This is a genomic window from Azospirillum sp. B4, assembly GCF_000333275.1.
Taxonomy (GTDB): domain Bacteria; phylum Pseudomonadota; class Alphaproteobacteria; order Azospirillales; family Azospirillaceae; genus Nitrospirillum.
On sequence record NZ_BACU01000628.1, the window covers coordinates 1 to 21,196 of the forward strand.

Annotated in this window: 21 protein-coding genes; 11 read left to right on the top strand and 10 right to left on the bottom strand. The window is 67.1% G+C overall.

Features of this window, described 5'->3' with window-relative positions:
- Window positions 1-145 precede the first annotated feature (145 nt).
- Window positions 146-1,324, top strand: a complete 1,179-nt coding sequence (locus tag I55_RS28005) for an acetyl-CoA C-acyltransferase (protein WP_044564025.1) — start codon at window positions 146-148, stop codon at window positions 1,322-1,324.
- A 3-nt stretch (window positions 1,325-1,327) separates the two neighbouring features.
- Here the strand turns inward: I55_RS28005 and I55_RS28010 are convergent, their stop codons facing one another.
- The 4 genes from I55_RS28010 to I55_RS28025 form a co-directional block, all read right to left on the bottom strand.
- The gene (locus I55_RS28010; RefSeq protein WP_049974584.1) at window positions 1,328-1,768 is read right to left on the bottom strand and encodes a type II toxin-antitoxin system VapC family toxin; all 441 of its coding nucleotides are present in this window, start codon (window positions 1,766-1,768) and stop codon (window positions 1,328-1,330) included.
- Window positions 1,765-2,415 (bottom strand): DUF433 domain-containing protein, encoded by a 651-nt coding sequence (locus tag I55_RS33615; protein WP_049974585.1) that lies wholly within the window; start codon window positions 2,413-2,415, stop codon window positions 1,765-1,767. The genes I55_RS28010 and I55_RS33615 overlap by 4 nt, the downstream gene beginning before the upstream one ends.
- Window positions 2,416-2,481: 66 nt before the next feature.
- Complete coding sequence (locus tag I55_RS28020; protein WP_044564026.1) at window positions 2,482-3,168, bottom strand: SDR family oxidoreductase; 687 nt, start codon at window positions 3,166-3,168, stop codon at window positions 2,482-2,484.
- 12 nt (window positions 3,169-3,180) lie between these two features.
- On the bottom strand, window positions 3,181-4,746 hold the full coding sequence (locus tag I55_RS28025) for a class I adenylate-forming enzyme family protein (protein ID WP_049974586.1): 1,566 nt from the start codon (window positions 4,744-4,746) through the stop codon (window positions 3,181-3,183).
- 249 nt (window positions 4,747-4,995) lie between these two features.
- Here I55_RS28025 and I55_RS28030 point away from each other — a divergent pair, with 249 nt between their 5' ends.
- Genes I55_RS28030 through I55_RS28045 form a run of 4 tightly spaced genes read left to right on the top strand, consistent with a single transcriptional unit; the run spans window position 4,996 to window position 8,048 of the window.
- Window positions 4,996-6,006, top strand: a complete 1,011-nt coding sequence (locus I55_RS28030; RefSeq protein ID WP_044564027.1) for a thiamine pyrophosphate-dependent dehydrogenase E1 component subunit alpha — start codon at window positions 4,996-4,998, stop codon at window positions 6,004-6,006.
- Complete coding sequence (locus I55_RS28035) at window positions 6,006-7,001, top strand: alpha-ketoacid dehydrogenase subunit beta (protein WP_044564028.1); 996 nt, start codon at window positions 6,006-6,008, stop codon at window positions 6,999-7,001. The genes I55_RS28030 and I55_RS28035 overlap by 1 nt, the downstream gene beginning before the upstream one ends.
- A 60-nt stretch (window positions 7,002-7,061) precedes the next feature.
- A complete protein-coding gene (locus I55_RS28040; protein WP_044564029.1) occupies window positions 7,062-7,292 on the top strand; it encodes a biotin/lipoyl-containing protein in 231 nt (76 codons plus the stop codon).
- A 12-nt stretch (window positions 7,293-7,304) separates the two neighbouring features.
- Window positions 7,305-8,048, top strand: coding sequence for a 2-oxo acid dehydrogenase subunit E2 (locus I55_RS28045; RefSeq protein ID WP_083901488.1), 744 nt, complete (start codon window positions 7,305-7,307; stop codon window positions 8,046-8,048).
- Between the two features lie 73 nt (window positions 8,049-8,121).
- Here the strand turns inward: I55_RS28045 and I55_RS28050 are convergent, their stop codons facing one another.
- The 3 genes from I55_RS28050 to I55_RS28060 all read right to left on the bottom strand — a co-directional run bounded on the left by I55_RS28050 (window position 8,122) and on the right by I55_RS28060 (window position 11,426).
- Window positions 8,122-8,547: a carboxymuconolactone decarboxylase family protein gene (locus I55_RS28050; protein WP_042703717.1), complete on the bottom strand. Its 426-nt coding sequence runs from the start codon at window positions 8,545-8,547 to the stop codon at window positions 8,122-8,124.
- A gap of 44 nt (window positions 8,548-8,591) precedes the next feature.
- A complete protein-coding gene (locus tag I55_RS28055) occupies window positions 8,592-10,313 on the bottom strand; it encodes an amidohydrolase family protein (protein ID WP_044564030.1) in 1,722 nt (573 codons plus the stop codon).
- 171 nt (window positions 10,314-10,484) lie between these two features.
- On the bottom strand, window positions 10,485-11,426 hold the full coding sequence (locus tag I55_RS28060) for a LysR family transcriptional regulator (RefSeq protein ID WP_044564031.1): 942 nt from the start codon (window positions 11,424-11,426) through the stop codon (window positions 10,485-10,487).
- A 113-nt stretch (window positions 11,427-11,539) separates the two neighbouring features.
- Between I55_RS28060 and I55_RS28065 the strand changes: the two genes are divergently transcribed.
- The gene (locus I55_RS28065; RefSeq protein ID WP_044564032.1) at window positions 11,540-12,499 is read left to right on the top strand and encodes a TauD/TfdA family dioxygenase; all 960 of its coding nucleotides are present in this window, start codon (window positions 11,540-11,542) and stop codon (window positions 12,497-12,499) included.
- Between the two features lie 177 nt (window positions 12,500-12,676).
- A complete protein-coding gene (locus I55_RS28070) occupies window positions 12,677-13,909 on the top strand; it encodes an amidohydrolase family protein (protein WP_044564033.1) in 1,233 nt (410 codons plus the stop codon).
- 88 nt (window positions 13,910-13,997) lie between these two features.
- On the opposite strand, the gene I55_RS28075 is transcribed toward I55_RS28070, so the two are convergent.
- On the bottom strand, window positions 13,998-14,849 hold the full coding sequence (locus I55_RS28075) for an IclR family transcriptional regulator (RefSeq protein ID WP_199902755.1): 852 nt from the start codon (window positions 14,847-14,849) through the stop codon (window positions 13,998-14,000).
- 318 nt (window positions 14,850-15,167) lie between these two features.
- Here I55_RS28075 and I55_RS28080 point away from each other — a divergent pair, with 318 nt between their 5' ends.
- From I55_RS28080 to I55_RS28095, 4 genes are all read left to right on the top strand, one after another.
- Entirely contained in the window at window positions 15,168-16,016 is an 849-nt protein-coding gene (locus I55_RS28080; RefSeq protein WP_049974588.1) for an IclR family transcriptional regulator, read from the top strand.
- A 24-nt stretch (window positions 16,017-16,040) separates the two neighbouring features.
- Entirely contained in the window at window positions 16,041-17,009 is a 969-nt protein-coding gene (locus tag I55_RS28085; RefSeq protein ID WP_044564034.1) for a 2-enoyl thioester reductase domain-containing protein, read from the top strand.
- 100 nt (window positions 17,010-17,109) lie between these two features.
- Window positions 17,110-18,294 (top strand): acyl-CoA dehydrogenase family protein, encoded by a 1,185-nt coding sequence (locus I55_RS28090; protein ID WP_044564035.1) that lies wholly within the window; start codon window positions 17,110-17,112, stop codon window positions 18,292-18,294.
- 8 nt (window positions 18,295-18,302) lie between these two features.
- Window positions 18,303-19,436, top strand: a complete 1,134-nt coding sequence (locus I55_RS28095; protein WP_044564036.1) for an acyl-CoA dehydrogenase family protein — start codon at window positions 18,303-18,305, stop codon at window positions 19,434-19,436.
- A 40-nt stretch (window positions 19,437-19,476) separates the two neighbouring features.
- Here the strand turns inward: I55_RS28095 and I55_RS28100 are convergent, their stop codons facing one another.
- Together I55_RS28100 and I55_RS28105 are read right to left on the bottom strand one after the other, a co-directional pair.
- Window positions 19,477-20,202: an alpha/beta fold hydrolase gene (locus tag I55_RS28100; protein ID WP_044564037.1), complete on the bottom strand. Its 726-nt coding sequence runs from the start codon at window positions 20,200-20,202 to the stop codon at window positions 19,477-19,479.
- Window positions 20,203-20,208: 6 nt separating this feature from the next.
- Complete coding sequence (locus I55_RS28105; RefSeq protein WP_044564038.1) at window positions 20,209-21,195, bottom strand: 3-hydroxyacyl-CoA dehydrogenase NAD-binding domain-containing protein; 987 nt, start codon at window positions 21,193-21,195, stop codon at window positions 20,209-20,211.
- Window position 21,196 lies beyond the last annotated feature (1 nt).

Sequence of the window (21,196 nt, forward strand, 5' to 3'; positions counted from 1 at the left end):
TTCCCGTTTCCGCCCCTGTCGCCCGAGGTCAAGGCAGGGGGACCTATGATCGGAAGCGCGATGGATTCCGGCATGGTCTTGGTGTCCCGGCGGCGCACCTCTTACCTAGGGTCCGATAGTTCTTGTGACTGAAAGGGTCGCCCCCGTGAAGGAAGCCGCCATCGTCGCCACCGCCCGCACGCCTATCGGCAAGGCGCATCGCGGCGCCCTCAACAACATCCACGGCGCCAGCATGGCGGCCCATGTCATCACCGCGGCGGTGACGCGGGCGGGGCTGGAGCCTGGTGAGGTGGAGGACGTCCTGCTGGGGACGGCGCGGGCGGAGGGGGCGGTGGGCTCCAACATCGCGCGCCAGGCGGCGCTGCGGGCGGGCCTGCCGGTCACCGTCGCCGGCGTCACCTTGGATCGCAAGTGTTCCTCCGGCCTGCAGACCATCGCCATGGCGGGGCAGCGCATCCGCTCGGGCGAAGGGGGCATCTACATTGCCGGCGGGGTCGAGACCGTGTCGCTGGTCGATCCCCACCGCAACAAGTTCCGGAACCAGGACGAATGGCTGGCGGAGCATCTGCCCGAGGTCTATTGGCCTATGATCCGCACGGGGGATACCGTGGCCCACCGCTATGGCATCGGCCGTGAGGCGCAGGACGTCTTTTCGGTGGAGAGCCAGCGCCGCACCGCGGCCGGCCAGGCCGAGGGCCGTTTCGAAGCGGAAATCGCACCGATCACCACGGTCAAGAATGTGGTGGACAAGGGCGGTGCGGTGACGGGCCAGGAAACGGTGACCTTGACGCAAGATGAGGGCAACCGCCCGGGCACCACGCTGGCCGCGCTGTCCAATCTGAAGCCTGTGTATGAGGGCGGTACCATCACGGCTGGCAACGCCAGCCAGCTGTCCGACGGGGCCAGCGTCTGCGTGGTGATGGAGGCGGATGAAGCCGCCCGCCGCGGCCTACCCATCCTGGGTCTGTTCAAGGGGATGGACGTCGTCGGCTGCGCGCCGGATGAGATGGGCATCGGGCCGGCGGTGGCCGTGCCCAAGCTGCTGGCCAAGCATGGCCTGACGGTGGATGACATCGATTTGTGGGAGATGAACGAAGCCTTCGCGGTCCAGGTCATCTATTGCCGGGACAAGCTGGGCATAGACAACGACCGCCTGAATGTCGACGGTGGCGCCATTTCCATCGGCCACCCCTTCGGCATGTCCGGCTCCCGCCTCACTGGCCACGCCCTGATCGAAGGCTGCCGTCGGCGGGCCCGGCGGGTGGTGGTCACCATGTGCATCGGCGGCGGGATGGGGGCCGCAGCCCTGTTTGAGATCGTCTGAAACTCAGCTGGACACGATGTATGGATTGAGGACGGCCACGCCGCGGTTCTGGAAATCCCGGACGTTGCGGGTAACCAGAACCAACCCCCGAGTGAGCGCCGTTGCCGCGATGCCCAGATCCATCGCATCGGAATCTCTCTCAGCGGACAATTCTCCCCATTTCAACGCCGCTGCGGCATCGAGGGGAATGACCATTCCGCCATTATCCTCCAGGAAGGCCTTCAGCCGGTCCTCTATGCCGTCTGCGGCGGCTTTCCGGCCAGGCTTCGCCCGTAGCAAGGCGATACCTTTCCGCGCCTCGCGTATGGTGAGGACGCTGACGTACAGATCCGTGGCGTTGACGGAGGCCAGCCACCGTCGGGCGTTCTTTTCATGACGGTCGATGGTGTCTGCGGCGGCTCGGCTGAAATGTCGAAAGACATTGCTATCGAGAAGATACGTCACTCCTCGGCCTCGTCGATGCCGGCACAATCTGGAACTCCCAGAACTTCATCCAGCATGTCGAGCCCCAAATCCTGAAGGCTGCGCTTCAGTCCCTTTTTGGGGAAGGGACGCCCCCGCTTGGGATGGATGGCCGCATAGGCCCGTGCCTGATCGACTTGTTCCGCTGTCAGCGAGGGGAACTCATGAAGCACGTCGTCCACCGTGGCGCCGCCGTCGAGCAAAGCCGCGATCCGGTAAATCTCCACGGTGGTGGCGGGAATCAGGGGCTCGCCCGAAGCCGAGTGGCTAACGCGATCCTCGACGCGATGCAGCAGGTTGATGCGCTTGGCGATGGCGTCCACATCGGGGGCGATATCGACGGTGCCCCAGGAAAGCTTGATCCGCCGCGGCATGCCCTTCAGCGCGCCGACATCGCGCAACTGATCGTATAGATCGTTGCGGGCTGATGGCGTCAGTTTCTCCGCAAGCCGGCTGCTGGCTTGTAGGTAAACCAGGTCGCCCACGCGCAGACGGCGTCCTTTGATCCTGCCACGTTCCACCACCGTGGCGCGGACTACTCCCCTGTCGATGGCCCGTTTCACCTCGATGAGCGGCTTCTCCAGAAGGAAAGCCGACTGGGGGGCGGTCCATTCCGTCGCTTCGGTCATCTCAGGATCCGGCTAATTGAGCCTCCAATATGGTGCTGAATTAGTGAGAGATCAATGCGTATGCCGTCAGGCGCCCCTCATGACCGGGATGAGGGCGCCGGTGATGGCGCGGGACGCGGGAGAGGCCAGGAACAGGATGACGTCGGCCAGCTCCTGGGGGCTGACCCAGGTGCCATGGTCGGCATTGGGCATGTCCGCGCGGTTAGCGGGGGTATCGATGATGCTGGGCAGGACGGCGTTCACGGTGATGTCCTGGCCCGCCAGCTCGGCCGCCAGGCTTTCCGTCAGGCGGTGGACGGCGGACTTGGCGGCGGCATAGGCGCCCATGCCGTCGTCGGCGTGCACCGCGCCCTTGGCGCCGATGTTGATGATGCGCGCACCGGGACGCCGCAGCAGGCTGGGCAGGGCCGCCTTGGTCATGGTGGTCGCGGTCACGGCGTTCATGGCGTAGAGCCGCGTCCAGGTGTCGACCTGCCCGGTTCCCAGCCTCTCCCATTTGAAGCCGCCGGCGACGTTGACCAGGACGTCCACGCCGCTCCAGGCCTCGACCACGCGGGTGACGACGTGGCCGGCGGCATCGGTGTCGGTCAGGTCCACGCCCCCCAGATCCAGGCCGCCGTCGGGCGTGGCATCGGTGGCGGCGGGGGCGTGGTCCACCCGGGCCACCCGGTCGCCCTGGGCCGCGAAGGCGGCGGCCACGACGCGGCCCAGGGCGCCGAAGCCGCCGGTGACGATGACGGTGCGCTTGGTCATGGGGAAAACTCCTTAGAGAGGGGCCGTCGCGTACTGCCGGCGCAGGCTGATCTTGTCGACCTTGCCGCTGGGCAGCAGCGGCAGCGCCGGCACGAAGACGACGTGTCGGGGTTTCTTGTAGCTGGCGATCAGGGTCTGGCTGTGGGTGATGATGGCGTCGGCCGTGGGGGCGGTGCCCGCCTTGGGCACGATGATGGCCATGACCGTCTCCCCCCACTTGGGATCGGGCACGCCAATGACGGCCACCGACGCGACGTCCGGATGCTCGGCCACCGCGCGCTCGACTTCCTGGCTGTAGATGTTCTCCCCGCCGGAAATGATCATGTCCTTCTTGCGGTCGACCAGGAAGATGTTGCCGGCGGCGTCGGCGTAGCCCAGGTCGCCGGTACGCAGCCAGCCGTCGCGCAACGCCTCGATGGTGGCGGCGCTGTTGTTCCAGTAACCGGTCATGACCGAGGCCGACCTCAGCCACAGCTCCCCGGTTTCCCCTGGGGCGCAATCGCGGTCCAGGCCGGTGTCATCAGTGGCGACGATGCGCATCTCCGCCTTGGCGTTGGGCTGGCCGATGGACGACAGCAGGGCCGCATCGGTCCCCTCCAGCGCATGCTTATGCTTGGGCAGCGACGTGCCGTTGCCCTCACTCATGCCCCAGCCGTTCACGAACACTGGGCCGAAGCGGGCCAGGGCACGCCGCAGCAGGGCCGGGGACATTGGCGCGGCGGCGTAGGCTATGGTCTCCACGCTGCTGGTATCGACCGTGCGGCCGGCGGCGTCGCGGGCTTCCGCCGCGTCCAGCACGGCCTGCAGCATCTGGGGCACGAAGTGCAGGTTGGTGATGCGGTCGGCCGCGACGATGTCCAGCACCGCCTCCGGTTCAAACCCGCGCTGGATGAACAGCGTGCCGCAGCGCCACATCTGGGCGTAGCTGGACGACTGGGCGCCCGCGTGGAACAGGGGCATCACCACCAGGCTGCGCCCGCCGGTGCGGAAGTCGAACATCATGGCCATCTGCTCGCCCAGCGTCAGCTCGGCCAGGTGGGACCGCATGACCCCCTTGGGCCGCCCCGTCGTGCCGCTGGTGTAGAGCAAGGTGGCGATTTCATCGGCACGAACCTGCTGGTTGGCCAGCGGGGCGCGGCAGCCTGCGATGAAGGCCCCATAGGGAATGGCCCAGTCACCCACGTCGCCATCCAGGCAGACATAGTGTCGGACCGACAGCTGTTGGCGGATGCTGGCGATGGCGGGGGCGTAGGCGGCCTCGAACAGCAGCACATGCGGCTGCGTGTCGTTCAGGATGTGCTGGATTTCCGGTGCCGCCAGGCGAAAGTTGACCGTAGCCACGATCAGCCCGGACAGCCAGCAGCCGGCCATGGCTTCCCAATAGCGGTCGCTGTTCATGCACAGCAGCGCTACCCGGTCCTGCCGTTGGCATCCGGCGGCCAACAGGGACGCGCCCAGTGCCTCGGCCTGGTGAAGCAGATCGATGTTGGTGGTGCGCCGCCCCTGGAACACGGTGGCGGCGTCCTCCGGGAAGAAGCGGGCATTGCGGCGAACGAGATCGCCCAGGGACTGGATCATCGTTGGGTCGGCTTTCGCTGATCTCTTTCGGGTTCTCGAGACCTCGCTTCGCTATTGGGGGAAGCGGCTTCGGCGGGTCCACCGTTTCCGGCCGCGACGGCCAAGCCTACACATGGGCGATATCCCAAGGGCTCGCCGCAGGCCATGAGTGCCCGGCGCCGGGAAACATGAGACAGCCAGAAACGCAGGGGCTGGCGCGTCCGCCGCCCTGACGAGAGACCCTGAAACCAGGAGGGGAGGCCCTATCCCATGACGGCCCCTACCATCACGGGCGTTACGCCCGATGCGGCCACCCAGCGCGACATCTATCGGCGCATGGCGTTGATCAAGGCCAACGACGAGCGGGCCCGCAAGGTCATTCGCGCCGGCAAGCTGGTGCTGCCCTACTACTCGCCGCGCGGGCAGGAAGTCATCCCCAGCGCCCTCTCGGTGCTGCTGACCAACGACGACTACATCTGCACGATCTATCGCGGCATCCATGACATGCTGGCCAAGGGTGTGCCCCTGAAGGACCTGTGGGCGGAATTGGCGGGCCGGGTGACGGGTACCTGCAAGGGCAAGGGCGGCCCCATGCACATCACCCATCCCAAGTCCGGAGTGATGGTCACCACCGGCATCGTCGGCAGTTCCATGCCCATCGCCAACGGCCTGGCCTGGGCCTCGCAGATCAAGGGCGACGGCCGCGTCACCGTGGCCTATTTCGGCGACGGCGCCTCCAACATCGGCGCCTTCCATGAATCGCTGAACCTGGCGGCGGTGTGGAAACTGCCGGTGGTGTTCGTCTGCCAGAACAATGAGTGGGGTGAGCACACGGCCTACGAAAAGGCGACGTCCGCCCGGCAGATCGCCGACCGCGCGGTGGGCTACGCCATGCCGGGCGCCCGTGTCGACGGCAACGACCCCTTCGCCATGTATGCCGCCGCCAAGGACGCCGTCGACCGGGCACGGGCGGGTGGTGGTCCCACGCTGATCGAGGCGATGACCTACCGCTTCCACGGCCACGTCCTGGGCGATGCCGATGCCTACATGGACAAGGCGCGGAAGGAGGCTGCCGTGGCCGCCGACCCCGTTCCCCGGTTCCGCGCCCACCTGATCGCCGAGGGCATCGCGACCGAGGCCGAGTTGGCCGAGGTCGAGGCGGCCATCGAGGCCGAGCTGGATGAGGCCGTGGCCCATGCCCTGGCCAGCGACTATCCCACGGTGGAAGAGCTGGCCTGTGACGTTTTCGCCCCAGAAGCCGTTGTCGGGGAGGCCGCCTGATGTCCGATACCAGCCAGATCACCATCCTGCAGGCCATCAACAAGGCCCTGACCGACGCCATGGCGGAGGATGACAGCGTCCTGGTTCTGGGCGAGGAAGTTGCCGACCCGGAAGAGGGCGGCATCGTCGGCGTGACCAAGGGCCTGTCCACCCGCTTCGGTCCGCATCGCGTGCGGTCCACGCCCATCTCTGAGCAGGCCATCATCGGCGCCGCCATTGGCGCCAGCCTGGCTGGCTTCAAGCCGGTGGCGGAGATCATGCTGATGAACTTCACCACGGTGGCCATGGACATGATCGTCAACCACGCGGCCAAGCTGCGGTTCATGTCGGGCGGCCAAACCCATGTGCCCATCGTCATCCGCACCATGACCGGGGCGGGCTTCGGTACCGGCGGCCAGCATTGCGATTACCTGGAGGCCTGGTTCGCCCATACCGCCGGCATCAAGGTGGTGGCCCCGTCCAATGCCGCGGACGCCTACGGCCTGATGCGCAGCGCCATCGAGGATCCCGATCCGGTGCTGTTCATCGAGAACCTGCCCACCTACTGGACGCCCAGCGCCGCCCCGCAGCCGGGCGCCCGTGTGCCGCTGGGTAAGGCCAGCGTGCTGTCTCCAGGCCAGGACGTGACCGTCATCGCCTATGCCCGCATGGTGCAGGAGGCGCAGGCCGCCGTGGCCAGCCTCAAGGCCGGCGGCATCTCGGCCGAGCTGATCGACCTGCGCTCCGTGGCGCCCTGGGATCGGCGCACCGTGTTGGAGTCCGTGGCCCGCACCGGCAGGGCCCTGGTGGTGCATGAGGCGGTGACGCCGTTCGGCGTGGGGGCGGAGATCAGCGCCGTCATCCATGAGGAACTGTTCAGCCGGCTGAAGGCGCCGGTGAAGCGGTTGGGTGGCGCCTTCTGTCCGGTGCCCTTCTCCAAACCGTTGGAGACGGCGTTCGCGCCCCGCGCCGCCGACATCGAGGCCGCCGTCCGGTCCCTGCTCGCGGCCGCCTGACGCCGCCGCCCCGCAACCCAACTCCTGCAAACACAACGCCCGCGACATAAGAGGATATTGATGGCTACGGAAGTGTTGCTGCCCAAGATCGGCTTTTCCATGAACGAAGGGCTGCTGAGCGAGTGGCTGGTGCCCGACGGCGGACAGGCCGTGGAAGGGCAGCCGCTCTACGCGATGGAAAGCGAGAAGTCGACGCAGGAGGTGGAAAGCCCCGCCACCGGTACCCTGCGGATCAAGGCCCAGGTGGGGGAGACTTACGAGGTCGGAACCCTGCTGGCCGTCATCGAATAGGGGCCCGCGATCATGAGCGCATTGCTGGAGGGGCTGGCCCCTTGGCCGGAAACGGACTTCGCCGCCTTCGGCCCTGTGGAAACCCGCAAACTGTCCCGGATCCAGGCCTTGGTCGGGGCTTTCCTGGGCCGCAACTGGGTGGCCATCCCCCATGTCACCCACCAGGATGAGGCGGACATCACCGAGTTGGAGCAGCGCCGGCGAGACCGCAACGCCGCCGGTGGCCCGAAGATCACCATCGTGCCCCTGCTGGTGAAGGCCATGGCCGCCGGCCTGAAGGCCTTTCCCCAGTTCAACGCCTCGCTGGACCTGGCCAACAAGACGCTGGTCCTGAAACAGTACGTGCATATCGGCGTAGCCGTGGACACACCCGGGGGCCTGTTGGTGCCGGTGGTGCGGGATTGCGACACCAAGAGCCTGGACACCATCGCCACCGAGATCGCCGCCCTGTCGGAAAAGGCCCGCACCAAGGGCTTGCCCATGGCCGAGATGTCGGGCGGCTGCATGAGCCTGACCTCACTGGGGCATATTGGGGGGACCGGCTTCACCCCCATCGTCAACGCGCCCGAGGTGGCCATCCTGGGCGTGACCCGCGTCCGTCCGGTGGCCACCCCGGCACCCGATGGCGGCGTGGTCTGGCGCCAGGTCCTGCCCCTGTCGCTGAGCTACGACCACCGCGTCATCAACGGCGCCGACGCTGCCCGGTTCTGCCGGTTCATCGCCGACCGCCTGGCTGATCCCGCCCTGTTCGACTGAGAACAGGTAAAACTGAAGCGCCGCGCTGATGGTTCAGCGCGGCGCCATTTTTTTGGTACGGGCCTGTGGCAGGTCAGAGCAACCCGCGCTCCTCCGAGGTCTTGACGTTGGGGTCCAGCCCCACCTCGCGCAGGGCCTCGATGACCGCGGTGGTGGCCGAGGCGACGGCGGGGAAGCCGACGTAGGGCAGGGCCTGGATCAGCACGCCTTCCAGTTCCGCCACTGTCAGGCCGTTGGCCACCCCGATCTTCACATGGTTCTTCAGTTCCGCTGTTTGGCGCTGGGCGATCAACACGCCGATGACCACCAGGCTCTTCTGCTTCCGCTCCAGTCCCTCGCGTCCCCAGGCATCGGCGAAGGCATGGTGCAGGGCCATCTGCGAAATGGCCGAGCCGAACTTGCCCGACGTGGCGGCCGTCCGCAGCGCGTCGCTGAAGGTTGGCCCCATCATGTCACCGATCACCGCCAGTCCGCGTTCACTCTTTTCGTCCAACGGCATGTCCGTTTCCCTTTTGCCTTGTTGAGCTTTCAAGCTGATCCATTTCAAGCGGCGGGCGCGCTCTTGGCGCCGCGCACCAGGCGGCCGGGCAGGGCGCCGGTCGCGCGGCCGTTGCGATAGGTCACGGTGCCGGAGACGATGGTGGCCTCGTAGCCGTCGGCCTTCTGGCTCAGCCGCCGTCCGGCCGCCGGCAGGTCGCGCTTCACCCGGGGCGCGTAGAGGTGCAGGCGATCCAGGTCGATGACGTTGATGTCCGCCTTGTAGCCGGGCTTCAGGATGCCGCGGTCGTTCAGGCAGACCGAGGCCGCCGTCTCGCGCGACAGCATGCTGATGGCCTTTTCCAGAGGCAGGCGCTTCTGGTCGCGCACGTACTGCGTCAGCAGGAAGGTGGGGTAGGCGGCGTCGCAGATCATGCCGTAGTGGGCCCCGCCATCGCCTAGGCCCAGGACGGTGCCGGGCTGGCCGAACAGGTTGGCGGCGGCGTCGAAGCGCCCGCCCTCGGTATTGCCCATGGGGCAGTAGATGATGGTGCGGCCGTTGTTGCGCAGCAGCTCATCATACATCAGTTCCCGCTCATCCACACCCAGGGTGGCGGCGCGGGCCTTGATGCTGTCCTCGGCCGCCGGGTTGTAGTTCGGCGGATCGCCCAGGGGGAACAGCAGGTGGGTCTGTTGCACCACCCAGAGGAAGAAGGGGTTGGGGTCCTGCGGCTCCTCCGCCAATAGCCGGGCGCGCATGTCGGGGTCGCGCATGGCCGCCACCTTCTCATCCAGCGGCAGGTGCTCGATGGCCTTATAGCTGGGGTTCAGGGAGAAGGGGTGGTAGCTCAGGTCCAGGCCGAACAGCATGCCGATGGGACGGGGATAGTACTGGCCGCTGATGGGCAGGCCATCCTTGCGGGCCTGCACCAGGCCGTCCATGTAACCACGCCAGCCGCCCTTGATCGTTTCCCCGGTCAGCAGGCTGAAGTTCACCGGCCGGCCCGACACCTCCGCCAGGGTGCGGATGACGGTGAATTCCTCCGTCGCGTCGCGGCTGGTGTTGGGGATCAGCTGGAACACGCCCGTGCCGGTGTCGGCCAGACCACCCGCCAAGGCCCGCAACTCATCCACCTCGGTCTGGGTGGACGGCGCCGGCCGGCCGTCGCGGAAGCGGTGGGCCAGCTGGCGCGAGGTGCTGACGCCGATGGCGCCGGCGGCGATCGCTTCCGCCGTCAGGCGCCGCATCTCCGCCAGATCGGTGTCGGTCGGTGGTTCCAGGTTGGCGCCCCGTTCGCCCATTACATAGACCCGCAGCGGGCTATGGGGGATCTGTGCGGCGAAGTCGATGTCCGATTGGCGCTGGTCCAAGGCGTCGAGATAGTCCGGGAAGCTTTCCCAGTTCCAGGGGACGCCATCGGCCATGACCACCTCCGGAATGTCCTCCACCCCTTCCATCAGCTTGATCGTCAGCTGGCGATCGCTGGCCCGCGCCGGGGCGAAGCCCACGCCGCAGTTGCCCATGATCACGGTGGTGATGCCGTGGTCGGACGAGGGGGCCAGCCGGTTCTCCCAAGTGATCTGGCCATCGTAGTGGGTGTGCACGTCGACGAAGCCGGGGGTCACGATCAGGCCCGCGGCGTTGATTTCCTCGCGCCCCGTGCCTGGGACGCTGCCGACGGCGGCGATACGCGCGCCGGTGATGGCGATGTCTCCGGTGTAGGGGGCGGCACCGGTGCCGTCGACGATCGTGCCGCCGCGGATCACCAGATCATAATCCTGGGTCATGTTCCTCTCCCGCTGCCGCCTCGGGACCGGAATGCCGGGTTACCGGCGGGCGGCGCATTCATGGGGTCCTGCACGCGCGGCCGCCCATGCGGCCGGCTTGGCTAGGGGCCGGTCTGATCCTAGACGCGGGCCTTGCGGTCAGGAGACGAATGCCGGCCGGCCGGCGCATCTCTACGAGGATGCGATATCTGCCGATGTCGGTGCCGGGGGCATTGTCAGGGAATCCCGTCGAAGATGGTCGGTCAGGAAGTCGAAAACCGCCTTCACGGCCGCCGGCACCTCTCCGTCCCGACCCAGGGTCAGGGTCACAGGGCTGGGGGCGGGCGGCCAATCCGGCAGCAGAACCACCAGGCGGCCGTCCGCCACCGGCTCCGCCACCAGGATGTTCAGGATCTGGGCGATGCCCGCGCCTGCGATGGCGGCCTCGGTCATGGCGGCGCCGTCGTTGAACGTCAGGGCGGGCTTGGGGCGCAGCCAGGTCGACGCGCCGCCGCGCGTCAGGCGCCAGCGGTTGCCGCCGGGTGACTCCACGCTGGAATAGAGGATGCAGTCATGGTCGTTCAGCTCCTCCGGCGTCCGTGGGCAGCCCCGGCGGGCTAGGTAGCTGGGGGACGCCACCAGCTGCAGCTGGCCGGTTCCCAGCTTGATCGTCGTGCGCGCCATGTCGGGGACGGTCCCCACCCGCAATATGATGTCGAAGCCGTCAGGGCGGTACAGGGTCCCCCGGTCGCCCAGGCTGAGGTCGATCACGATGCCGGGATAGGCCTGACGGCATGCCGGGACCAGCGGCAGGATCAGGCGACGTCCCAGGGACGCTGGCGCATCGATGCGCACCCTGCCGGTTGGGCGTCCGTCCGCCTCGCGCATGGCTGCCTCGGCGGCGGTCACCGCTTCCAGGATGCCGCGGGCATGGCTCAGGAACAGGCGCCCCTGATCGGTCAACTCCAGGCGCCGGGTGCTGCGGTTCAGCAGCTTGGCGTTCAGGTTCGCTTCCAGCCGGGCCAGATGCATGGTGACCATGGCCGGCGAAAGACGCAACCGGGTCGCCGCCCGGCTCATCGAGCCGACGTCCACGATTGTCGTGAAGACCATCAATTCAACGATTTGCGTCATGATTATTTGATCATGCGAAATCTTCCCTTTGATGAATAGGGGATTATTCAGGCATCGCCGGGCTGATACCTCTTGGGTATCGACAATAAAAAGCTATGTGGAGGATATGGGCCATGGCCATCGAAGAAATCCCCCTCTCTCCCAATCTGGGCCTTGAGGTGCGCGGCGTGGACTTGACGCGTCTGCTGACGCCGGCGGAGGAGGCCGCCATCCTCGACGCCTGGATCCGGGCCGGTGTGCTGCTGTTCCGGGGGGCGGGGGCCAGCGATGAGATCCACATGCGGCTGAGCCGCGTGTTCGGCCAGATGGAGCCGGCGGCCACCGCCGACATGAACAACCCCGACAACCCCTACCTCATGACCTTGGCCTACGACCCGGAGGACACCAGGGCGCGCTTCAACCGTCACTATGTCGTGGACGGCATTCCGCGCGCCGGCTGGCTGGGCTGGCACTGGGACCAGAGCTTCATGCCGACCATCGTGCGGGGCGCCGTTCTACGCATGACCCGCCCGGCGGCGGAAATGGGGGAAACCGGATTCATCGACGCCATCGCCGCCTACGACCGCCTGTCGCCGGAGCTGAAGCGGCGCATCGAGGGGCTGGAGGTGGTGTACGAGTTCAACCCCGACTTCACCTCAGGCCAGTTCGGTTTCCCCAAGGACATCTCGGCGCTTCCGCGCGCGGCCAGCGGTGGCGGCACCGCTGTGCGGTACGATTTCCCGCCTTGCGTCCATCCCTTGGTCATCACCCAGCAGGAAACGGGGCGGAAAGTGTTGAAGCTGTCGCCCATGCATTCCCGGTACGTCCTGGGGATGGACAAGGCCGAGAGCGACGCCCTGCTGGAGGAACTGGCCAACCACCTGTGTGATGAGCGCTACGCCTACTTCCACCCTTGGGGGCAGGACGACATGGTGGTCTGGGACAATTGGCGGGTCATCCATTCCGCCCGGGGCGTGCCTTTGCATTGCCGGCGCCAGGCCATGCGCACGACCATCATGGGCGACTACAAGGTGGGGCGCTACCTGGATCCGGCGCTGGACCGCGATCGCAAGGTCAGCCGGCTGGTCGACTGACGCGGTGCCCACGATGTTGGGGTGCCAGCCCCAACATCGGATGGGCGATCAATCGGCGGCCGATCCGCATCGCCACTGCCGCGTCCCATTTCCTCTGTTAAGCCAGGATCGAATTCCACGGGACAACGTTGCGTCGCTTTCGAACCGGGGCGGCCGACCAGCGGGGAGAGGACAATCATGGCCACGCAAGCGCAAGTGAAACCGGCGACTTCCAAGCCGCTCTACATCGGACCGATCTTCGACGCCGATGCCCATTTCTGGGAAACGGAAGAGGCGTGGAGCGCCTACCTTCCGGAAAAGGTGAAGGCGGATTGGGGTATCACCTTCCGCAAGGGGCCGTCCGGCGACTTCGCCATGTATGTCGGCCCGCGCAAGGTGGAGATCAGCGCCGACCACCTGTTCGAGGACGGCCGCGTTCCGGCGCCGGGCAAGCTGCATGAGTGGCTGCGGGCGATGAAGGAGGGCAAGGCGGAGATCGACCTGCACGTCCCCAAGACGCCCGACATGATGGAGCCCGAGGCCCGGCTGGCCCTGATGGACCGGTGGGACGTGCGCGGCAGCATTCTGTTCGTGGGCAACATGATCACGGCCATCAGCTACCTGGATCAGCCGGCCGCGGCTTACGAGGTGCTGAACTCTTATAACCATTGGCTCTACGACCAGTGGAAGTTCAATTACAAGGACCGGCTGTTCGCCGCCCCCATCGTGACGCTGATGGATCTGGAGAAGGCTTGCGACCAGGTCCGCTGGTGCATCAAGCACGGCGCCCGCCTGATCCTGATGCCCATGGGCCCTTACAACGGCAAGGCGCCGGCACATCCGGACCACGACCCGTTCTGGGCCATCGTGAACGAGGCGGGCCTGCGGGTGGTCTTCCACGTTTCGGAAGCCATCTACATGAAGGACCACATGGCCGTCTGGGGCGAGCCGGTGCAGCAGTCGCGCATCCGGCAGACGGCTTTCGTGTGGATGCACGGCTATTCCGAGCGGCCGGTGGTGGAAACGCTGTCCAGCTTCATCTTCTGGAACTTTTTCGAGCGCTTCCCCAACGTGAAGCTGCTGTCGGCCGAGAACGGAGCCGAATGGGTGCCGGCGATGCTGCAGAAAATGGACAAGTGCCGCGGCATGGCCAAGAACGGCTACTGGCCCGGCGGCCAGCTGAAGGAGCGGCCTAGCCGCATCTTCGCGCGGAACGTGTCCGTGGTGGCCTATCCCGAGGACAACATCAAGGCGATCATCGACCAGGTGGGCAACGCCGATTGGATCCTGATGGGATCGGACTACCCCCACGCCGAGGGCGTGGAAGAGCCGCGCATCTTCGCGGAGGAAGCCTGCAAGGGCGTGTCCGACGCCGATACCGCCAAGATCATGTACGAGAACGGCATGCGTTTTATGGGGCTAACCCCGTGATCCGCCTTTGATGACCATTCCCTGATCTCTCTGCGGGCTGGGAGGCCTGCCACCTGGGCCGTCCCTGAGAAGGGGCGGCCCGCTTCTTTCATGGGCCTTTCAAGTCATCGTCCGTCCCCAGGCCGGACGCCTGGCGGCCAATGCGCACGGTGTGCGCCAGCAGGGCGGGGAAGGAATTGCGCAGTCGTTCGATAGGGGCCGCCACTATCAGGGCGCCCAGGACGGCATCGTTGGCGTCGTGGACCGGGACGGCGATGGCGGCCGTGTCGGGCAGCATCTCTCCGAAGCTGGCGCAGTAGCCCAGGCGGCGGATTTCATCCAGGCTTTCCTCGACCTGCGCGGGTGAGGTGCGGGTCGCTGGCGTCAGCGGCCTCAGGTGCGCCCGGGCGAAGTAGGCTTGGCGCTGGTCGGGCGGGGCGTGGGCCAGCAAGACCCGGCCGGCAGCGCTGGCATAGAGGGGGGCCCGCAACCCCACGCGCATGGCGTAGTGCACCGGCTGCGGGCTGTTCACGGCGTCGGTGTAGATGGCCTGGCCGATATCCCAGTCGGCGATGGCGAAGCCCACGGACTCGCCGGTCGTCGATGCCAACTCCCGTACATAGTGCCGGACCAGATCCGGCAGCGACCAGGACGACAGGATGGTGCCCGCCAGGCGGTAAGCCCCGGGCCCCAGCCGATACAGTCCGCCTTCCATGATGAGGAAACCGTCGGCCACCAGCGCCCGCAGCGAACTGACGAAGGTGCTCTTGGGCACGTCCAGCGCCTGGCTCAGTTCAGACAGCGTCATCCCCTGTCGCCGCCGGGCGAGAAGGTCGAACAGGTCGAGCACGCGCGACATGGCGCGCGGCCCGCCGTTCCCCTTGCCGATCTCAACGGTGGAACTGCTTTCAACCAGGCGGGCCTTGGCGCCCGCGCGTTTGGCGACGAGCTGATCGGTCACAGCGGTCCCGCCTTTATCCCCTGAGTTGCGATCCCCTGCCTTGCGATCCCCAGGGGCGGGGACTGGATCTGCCGTGCCACGGTTGCCATGGCCAATTCCTTGTGAGTGGGCGAGCCGACCTCGAACCAGCTGCAATTTTGCGCTGCGAGTTCCAGGGGTGCAACAACCGCGACCGGGGCAACAAGTTGCAACACCGATGTAGCTGTTCGAAAAACAGAACACAATACGAAAAACTGCTTGCGCATCGGATGGGTGATGCCCTAGCTTTGCTGTCAGGCCCCATCCAAAAAGGGGTCATCGCGGAGGACAGAGGACGCCATGAGCAGCAAGGACATGCGCACCGTCAAATCGGCGCACCGGGCACTGGAAATCCTGGAATACTTCGACAGCAAGCACCGCACGGCGACGGTCATGGACCTGTCCCGCTCGCTGGCCTATCCGCAGTCCAGCACGTCGGAACTTCTGCGCTGCCTGACCCAGCTGGGCTATCTGCATTACAACCGGTACCGGCGCACCTATACGCCTACCGCGCGCGTGGCGTTCCTGGGCAGCTGGGTGGATCCCAAGTTGTTCCGGGGCGGAACCATCCTGAACATCATCGACCGCGTGGCCGAGGTGGTGGGTGAAACCGTGGTCCTGTCCACCGCCAACAACTACGTGGTCCAGCACCTGCACGTGGTCGAGGGTCCCCAGGCCGAGGCCGTGCAGGAGCATGCCGGCAACGTCACCTCCCTGCTGCACAGCCCGCAAGGCAAACTGCTTCTGGCGACCTACCAGGAAGGGCAGGTGCGCTCCGCCCTGCATCGGCTGAACGCGGAAGAGCCTGATCTCGAACGGCGGGTCCGCATCGCGGAGCGCGCCCAGGAACTGGCGCGCCTGCGCACCATCGGCTGGCTGGCGGAACCCGATGCGCACGCGCCGGGCATCGGTGTGCTGGCGGCCATGCTGCTGCCGCGCCGGGGAATGGATCGCCTGGTCCTCAGCGTCCTGGCGCCCAACGAGGTGATCGAGGCGCGCAAGATCGAAATCATCCGCCTGATCCGGGACGAGCGGCGGGCCGCGTTCCCGCCCCGCGCCAAGCCGGCGCCGGTCGCCGTCAACATGCGGGTGGAACAGCCGCCGGTCTGGCAGGAGGCCGCGACTCCCCGTCAATTGGCCCATGCCTGACGAACGGCCGGCCGGGCGTCGCGCATGAAGGCCGCCATCATCGCGGCGGCCGGCCAGCTCCCCGAGGTGAGACACCTGCCCGACCCCGGGCCGCCGGGGCTGGGCCAGGTGCTGGTGGCCATGCTCTTGGCGCCCATCAACCCCGCCGACCGGCAGGTGATCACGCGATCTTATGCTTTCCCGATGTCCTATCCGCTGATACTGGGGGCGGAGGGTGTAGGGCGCGTTATGGCCGTGGGGCCTGGCGTCCAAGGCATTGCCGAAGGGGACCGCGTGCTGCCGCTGCATCGCGGCAATTGGTGCAGCCATCGCCTCGTGCCTGCCGACCAACTGATCGTGATCCCTCCCGATGTGCCTGACGACCAGGCCGCCATGTTGCGCATCAATCCCGCCACCGCATGGCGTCTGCTGGACCAGGCGTGGTTGGGTGCTGGTGATTGGGTCATTCAGAACGGCGCCAATTCGGTGGTGGCCCGCTGGGTCCGGCTGCTGGCGAGCCAGCGCGGCGTCGGCGTGGTGAATGTGGCGCGGTCGCCGCCGGCGCACCGCCCGGGTCCTCAAATCTCGGGTGCGGAGATATGGCTGGCCGACGGGCCGGATCTTCCCACCGAGGCGGCACGCGCCCTGCGGGGTCGTCCCGTTCCCCTTGCGCTCGACTGTATTGCCGGCGCTGCTACCGCACGCCTTGCCAACTGCGTGTCGCCGGGCGGCCAAGTCGTCATTTTCGGCCATCTGTCGGGCGAAGACTGTGTCATTCCGTCTGGCTTGCTGACCGGACGGGGCTTGACCGTGCGCGGTTTCAGCTTGCGTCCCGCCGAGGCCCCCGAGACGCCCGCCACCATGGCGGCACTGTATTCCCGGCTGGCGGGGCTCGCCTGCCGGCCGGAGGCGCACACGCCCGTCGTAGCCACATACCCCTTGGATGCGCTTTCCACCGCCTTGGCCACGGCCGGAAGCGGTGTGGGGCGCGTTCTTCTGGCGTTGGACCGCTGACGATATCGGCCATGCGTTGCTTGGGTTGCCACCTGGGGCCGCGGTTGACCCTGCCCGCCCGCTCTGGGAATGGGAAGGGGACCACCCTTTGAGGGACGCCATGAATCTCGATTTCACCGATGAGGACCGGGCCTTCCGGGCCGACGTGCGCACCTTCCTGGCCGAGGCGCTGCCCGATGACCTGCGCCGCAAGATGGTGGAGCGCCGCCATCTCGCCAAAGAGGACATCGTGCGCTGGCAACGCATCCTGAACGCCCGGGGCTGGGCGGTGCCCGCCTGGCCGGTGGAATGGGGCGGGCAGCCCTGGACGCCCACCCAGCGATATATTTTCCAGGAGGAAATGGCCCTGGCCCATGCGCCCGAGGGCTCCCCCTTCAACGTCAACATGATCGGGCCGGTTATCGCCAGGTTCGGGACGGAGGAGCAGAAGCGCCGCTTCCTGCCGCGCATCGCCAATATCGATGATTGGTGGTGCCAGGGCTTCTCCGAGCCCGGCGCCGGGTCCGACCTGGCCGCCTTGAAGACCAGCGCCGTGCGGGATGGCGACGACTACGTGCTCAACGGGCAGAAGATCTGGACGACGCAGGCCCAGTACGCCGACTGGATGTTCGCCCTGGTGCGCACCGACAACACCGGCAAGAAACAGCAGGGCATCACCTTCCTGCTGCTGGAGATGAAAAGCCCGGGAATCACCGTGCGCCCCATTCCGTCCATCGACGGCATTTCCGACCTCAACGAGGTGTTCTTCGACAATGTCCGCGTGCCGGTGGCCAACCGCATCGGCGAGGAGGGGCGCGGTTGGGATTATGCCAAGCACCTGCTGGGCCATGAGCGCAGCGGCATCGCCCGCATCGGCCTGTCCAAGGAGCGCCTGGCCCAGCTGCGCCAGCTGCGGGCGGATCTGGCGGCCCGGGGCATGCTGACGGCGGCGGAACAGGCGCGTCTTGACCGCAAACTGGCCGAGGTGGCGGTGGAGCTGCGGGCGCTTGAGCTGACCCAGCTGCGGGTGGTGGCGGCCGACGCCGCCGGCGGGGGCGCCGCCGGGGCCGCGTCGATCCTGAAGATCAAGGGCACGGAGCTGCAGCAACGCATGACGGAGCTGACCCTGGAACTGGCCGGCCCCGCCGGCCTGGGCGTGCCCGATCACCATGGCGAGGGCGACGGGACGGACGGCTGGCGGGCCGCCGCGCCGCTGTTCTACTTCACCATGCGCAAGGTCTCGATCTTCGGCGGCTCCAACGAGATTCAAAAGAACATCATCGCCAAGACGATGCTGGGCCTGTGAGGACTGCCATGGATTTCGATCTTACTGAAGAACAGCGTCTGCTGTCCGAAACCGTCAGCCGCTTCGTGGCCGACCGGTACGACTTCCACAGCCGGCTGAAGGCGATGGCCGAGGAACGCGGCTACAGCAGGGCCATATGGGACCAGATGGCCGACCTGGGCCTGCTGGGCCTGCCCTTCGCCGAAGGGGACGGCGGCTTCGGCGGCGGGGGCGTGGAAACCATGCTGGTGATGGAGGCGCTGGGACGGGGACTGGTGGTCGAACCCTACGCCGGTGCTGTCCTGATGGCCGGTGGGGCCCTGCGCCTGGCCGGCAGCCCGGCGCAAAAGGCCGCCCGGCTGGAAGGCATCATCGCCGGCCAGTACCTGATGGCCCTGGCGCACAGCGAACCCGACGGCCCCCGCCACACGGTGGACCAGCTGCGGACGCGCGGCGTGGTCGATGGCGACGGCTGGCGCCTCACAGGTGCCAAGACGGCCGTCATCGCCGGCGACAGCACCGACGAACTGATCGTGAGCGCGGTTACGCCGGGCGGGGTCACGCTGTTCCTGGTCGATCCCCAGGCGGATGGGATCGCTGTCCAAGGGCGATCCGGCTATGACGGCTGCCGTGTGGCGGACGTGCGTCTGGATGGCGTGTGGGCGCCGGCCAACGCGGTGTTGGGCGGGGTCGGCTCCGGCAGCGCCACGCTGACCCGGCTGTTCGAGGAGGTGACCGCGGCGCTGGTGGCCGAAGCGGTGGGCATCATGACCGACGCCCTGAACACAACGGTGGATTACCTGAAAACCCGCAGCCAGTTCGGTGTGGCCATCGGCAGCTTCCAGGCGTTGCAGCACCGGGCCGTGGACATGATGATGCAGGTGGAACTGGCCCGCAGCATGGCCATTCTGGCGGCCCTGTCCCTGGAAATGCCGGCGGTGGAGCGGCGGCTGAACATCGCGGCGGCCAAGGCCAAGATCGGCCAGGCGGCCCGTTTCGTGGGCCAGCAGGCGGTGCAGCTGCACGGTGCCATTGGCCTGACCCTGGAATACAAAATCGGCCACGCCTTCAAGCGGCTGACCGCCATCGACGCCCTGCTGGGGGACGCGGACCACCATCTGGATGTGATCGCCGAGGCTGGCGGACTGCCGGCCATCGGCTGAGCACCGCCAGGTGCCATTTGTGAGGGCGGTAGGCCCGTCTTCACACGGGCGCGTCGGCGGCCAGGTTCAGCAGGGTCGCTGAAAGCGCGCTCGGCGCCGAATAAAAGGGCGAATGGTCCGTATCAAGGCTTTCCACCCGCCAGCAGGGCAAGGCGTCATACATGGCCCGTTGCTTGACAACCGGCACGACCTGGTCCTGCCGGCACTCGACATACGCGCGGGGGACGCGCCCGAACCTCACCCCGCTCAGCCGCATTTCGGCCGCGCCGGCGAACAGTGGCTCAGGGGTAAGCAGCGACGCCGCCCGGGCCGCGAGATGCGGAGGCGTCGTATTGTAGAAGAAGGGGCGCAACAGTCTGGTGTCGAAGGTGGTTGACACGCCGTCTGGACATAGGGTGATGCCCGCCCGGACCTCCGGATCGGGGGGGCCCAGCACATCCGCCATCTTGTGGCCGTCGGGTGCCAGGATCGCGGCGATGTAAATCGTGGTCCGCAGGGCTTCCGGGGCCATTTCAGCGACCTGGCTGATGACGATCCCCGCCCGGCTGTGCCCCGCCAGAACACAAGGCTCCGGCTGCTGGCGCACCAGGGCGGCAAAGTCATGGGTCCAGTCCGCGAACGACAGGCTCGCCAGCGATCTGCGGTCCGAACCCATGCCGGGGAGATCCGGCGTCAAAACCGTGTGGCCTAGTGCGGCCAGCTGTGGCGCCACCAATTCCCAACACCAGGCGCCGTGCCAGGCTCCGGAGACAAGAATGAAGATCATGGGACATCAACCCAGGTTGGACGGTGGTTCTTCCTGATCGGCGAGGCCATCCGATAGGATTTGCAGCAGCCGCAGGATCATTTGATCCTGGTGCCGCGCGATGTCGGCCACCGGCTGTCCGCCGTTGGCCTCGGTCACTTGCCTCACCAGTAGGGCTTGCAGTTCCGGATTTGCCAGGTCGGGGTCCTTCATGGTCTTCCAACGCGCCAAGATGCCGGGCGCGAAATGGTGCAGGAAGGCGCCCAAGCCCCCGTCGCCGCCGCTGGTGTGGAACGTGGTGAACTGGCCCTGGATGGCCCATTTCAGGGCGGGGCCAAAGCGGATGGCGCGATCCACGTCATCCACGGTGGCATAACCCCCTGCCACCAAGGCCACCGCCTCGCGGAACATGGCGCTGGTCAGGCGATTGGCGATGTGGCCCACGATCTCCCGCCGGACATGCACGGGCTGCTTGCGCATGGAGGCGTAGAGCGCTGTCACGGTTTCCACCGCCACGGGGTCGGTCCGGTCGCCGCCGCCCACTTCCACCAGGGGCATCAGGTGGACGGGGTTGAAGGGGTGGCCCAGGACGCAGCGCTGCGGGTGGAGGCACCCTTGCTGCAGCTGGCTGACCGGCATGCCCGAGGTGCTGCTGGCGATGATGACGTCCGGCGGGGCCAGGCGGCCCAAATCGGCATACAGCGCTGCTTTCACTTCTGGCCGTTCCGGCGCACTCTCCTGGACGAAATCGGCTCCGTCCAGCGCCGCCGCCAGGTCGGTGTGGAAGGTGACGGCCGTGGGGTCGGCGCCGGCGGCCAAACCCCGGTCGCGCAGGGCCGGCCAGGCGGCAGCGATATGGGCCCGTACCTTGGCCGGGGCGTCGGGTGTGGGATCGGCAACCGCAACCGCGTACCCCCGGGCCAGGAACGCCGCCACCCATCCCGCTCCGATCAGGCCGGCGCCGACCACGGCCACTTTTTGGATGGCGTCGGCACCGCGGTAGACGGCGGCCATG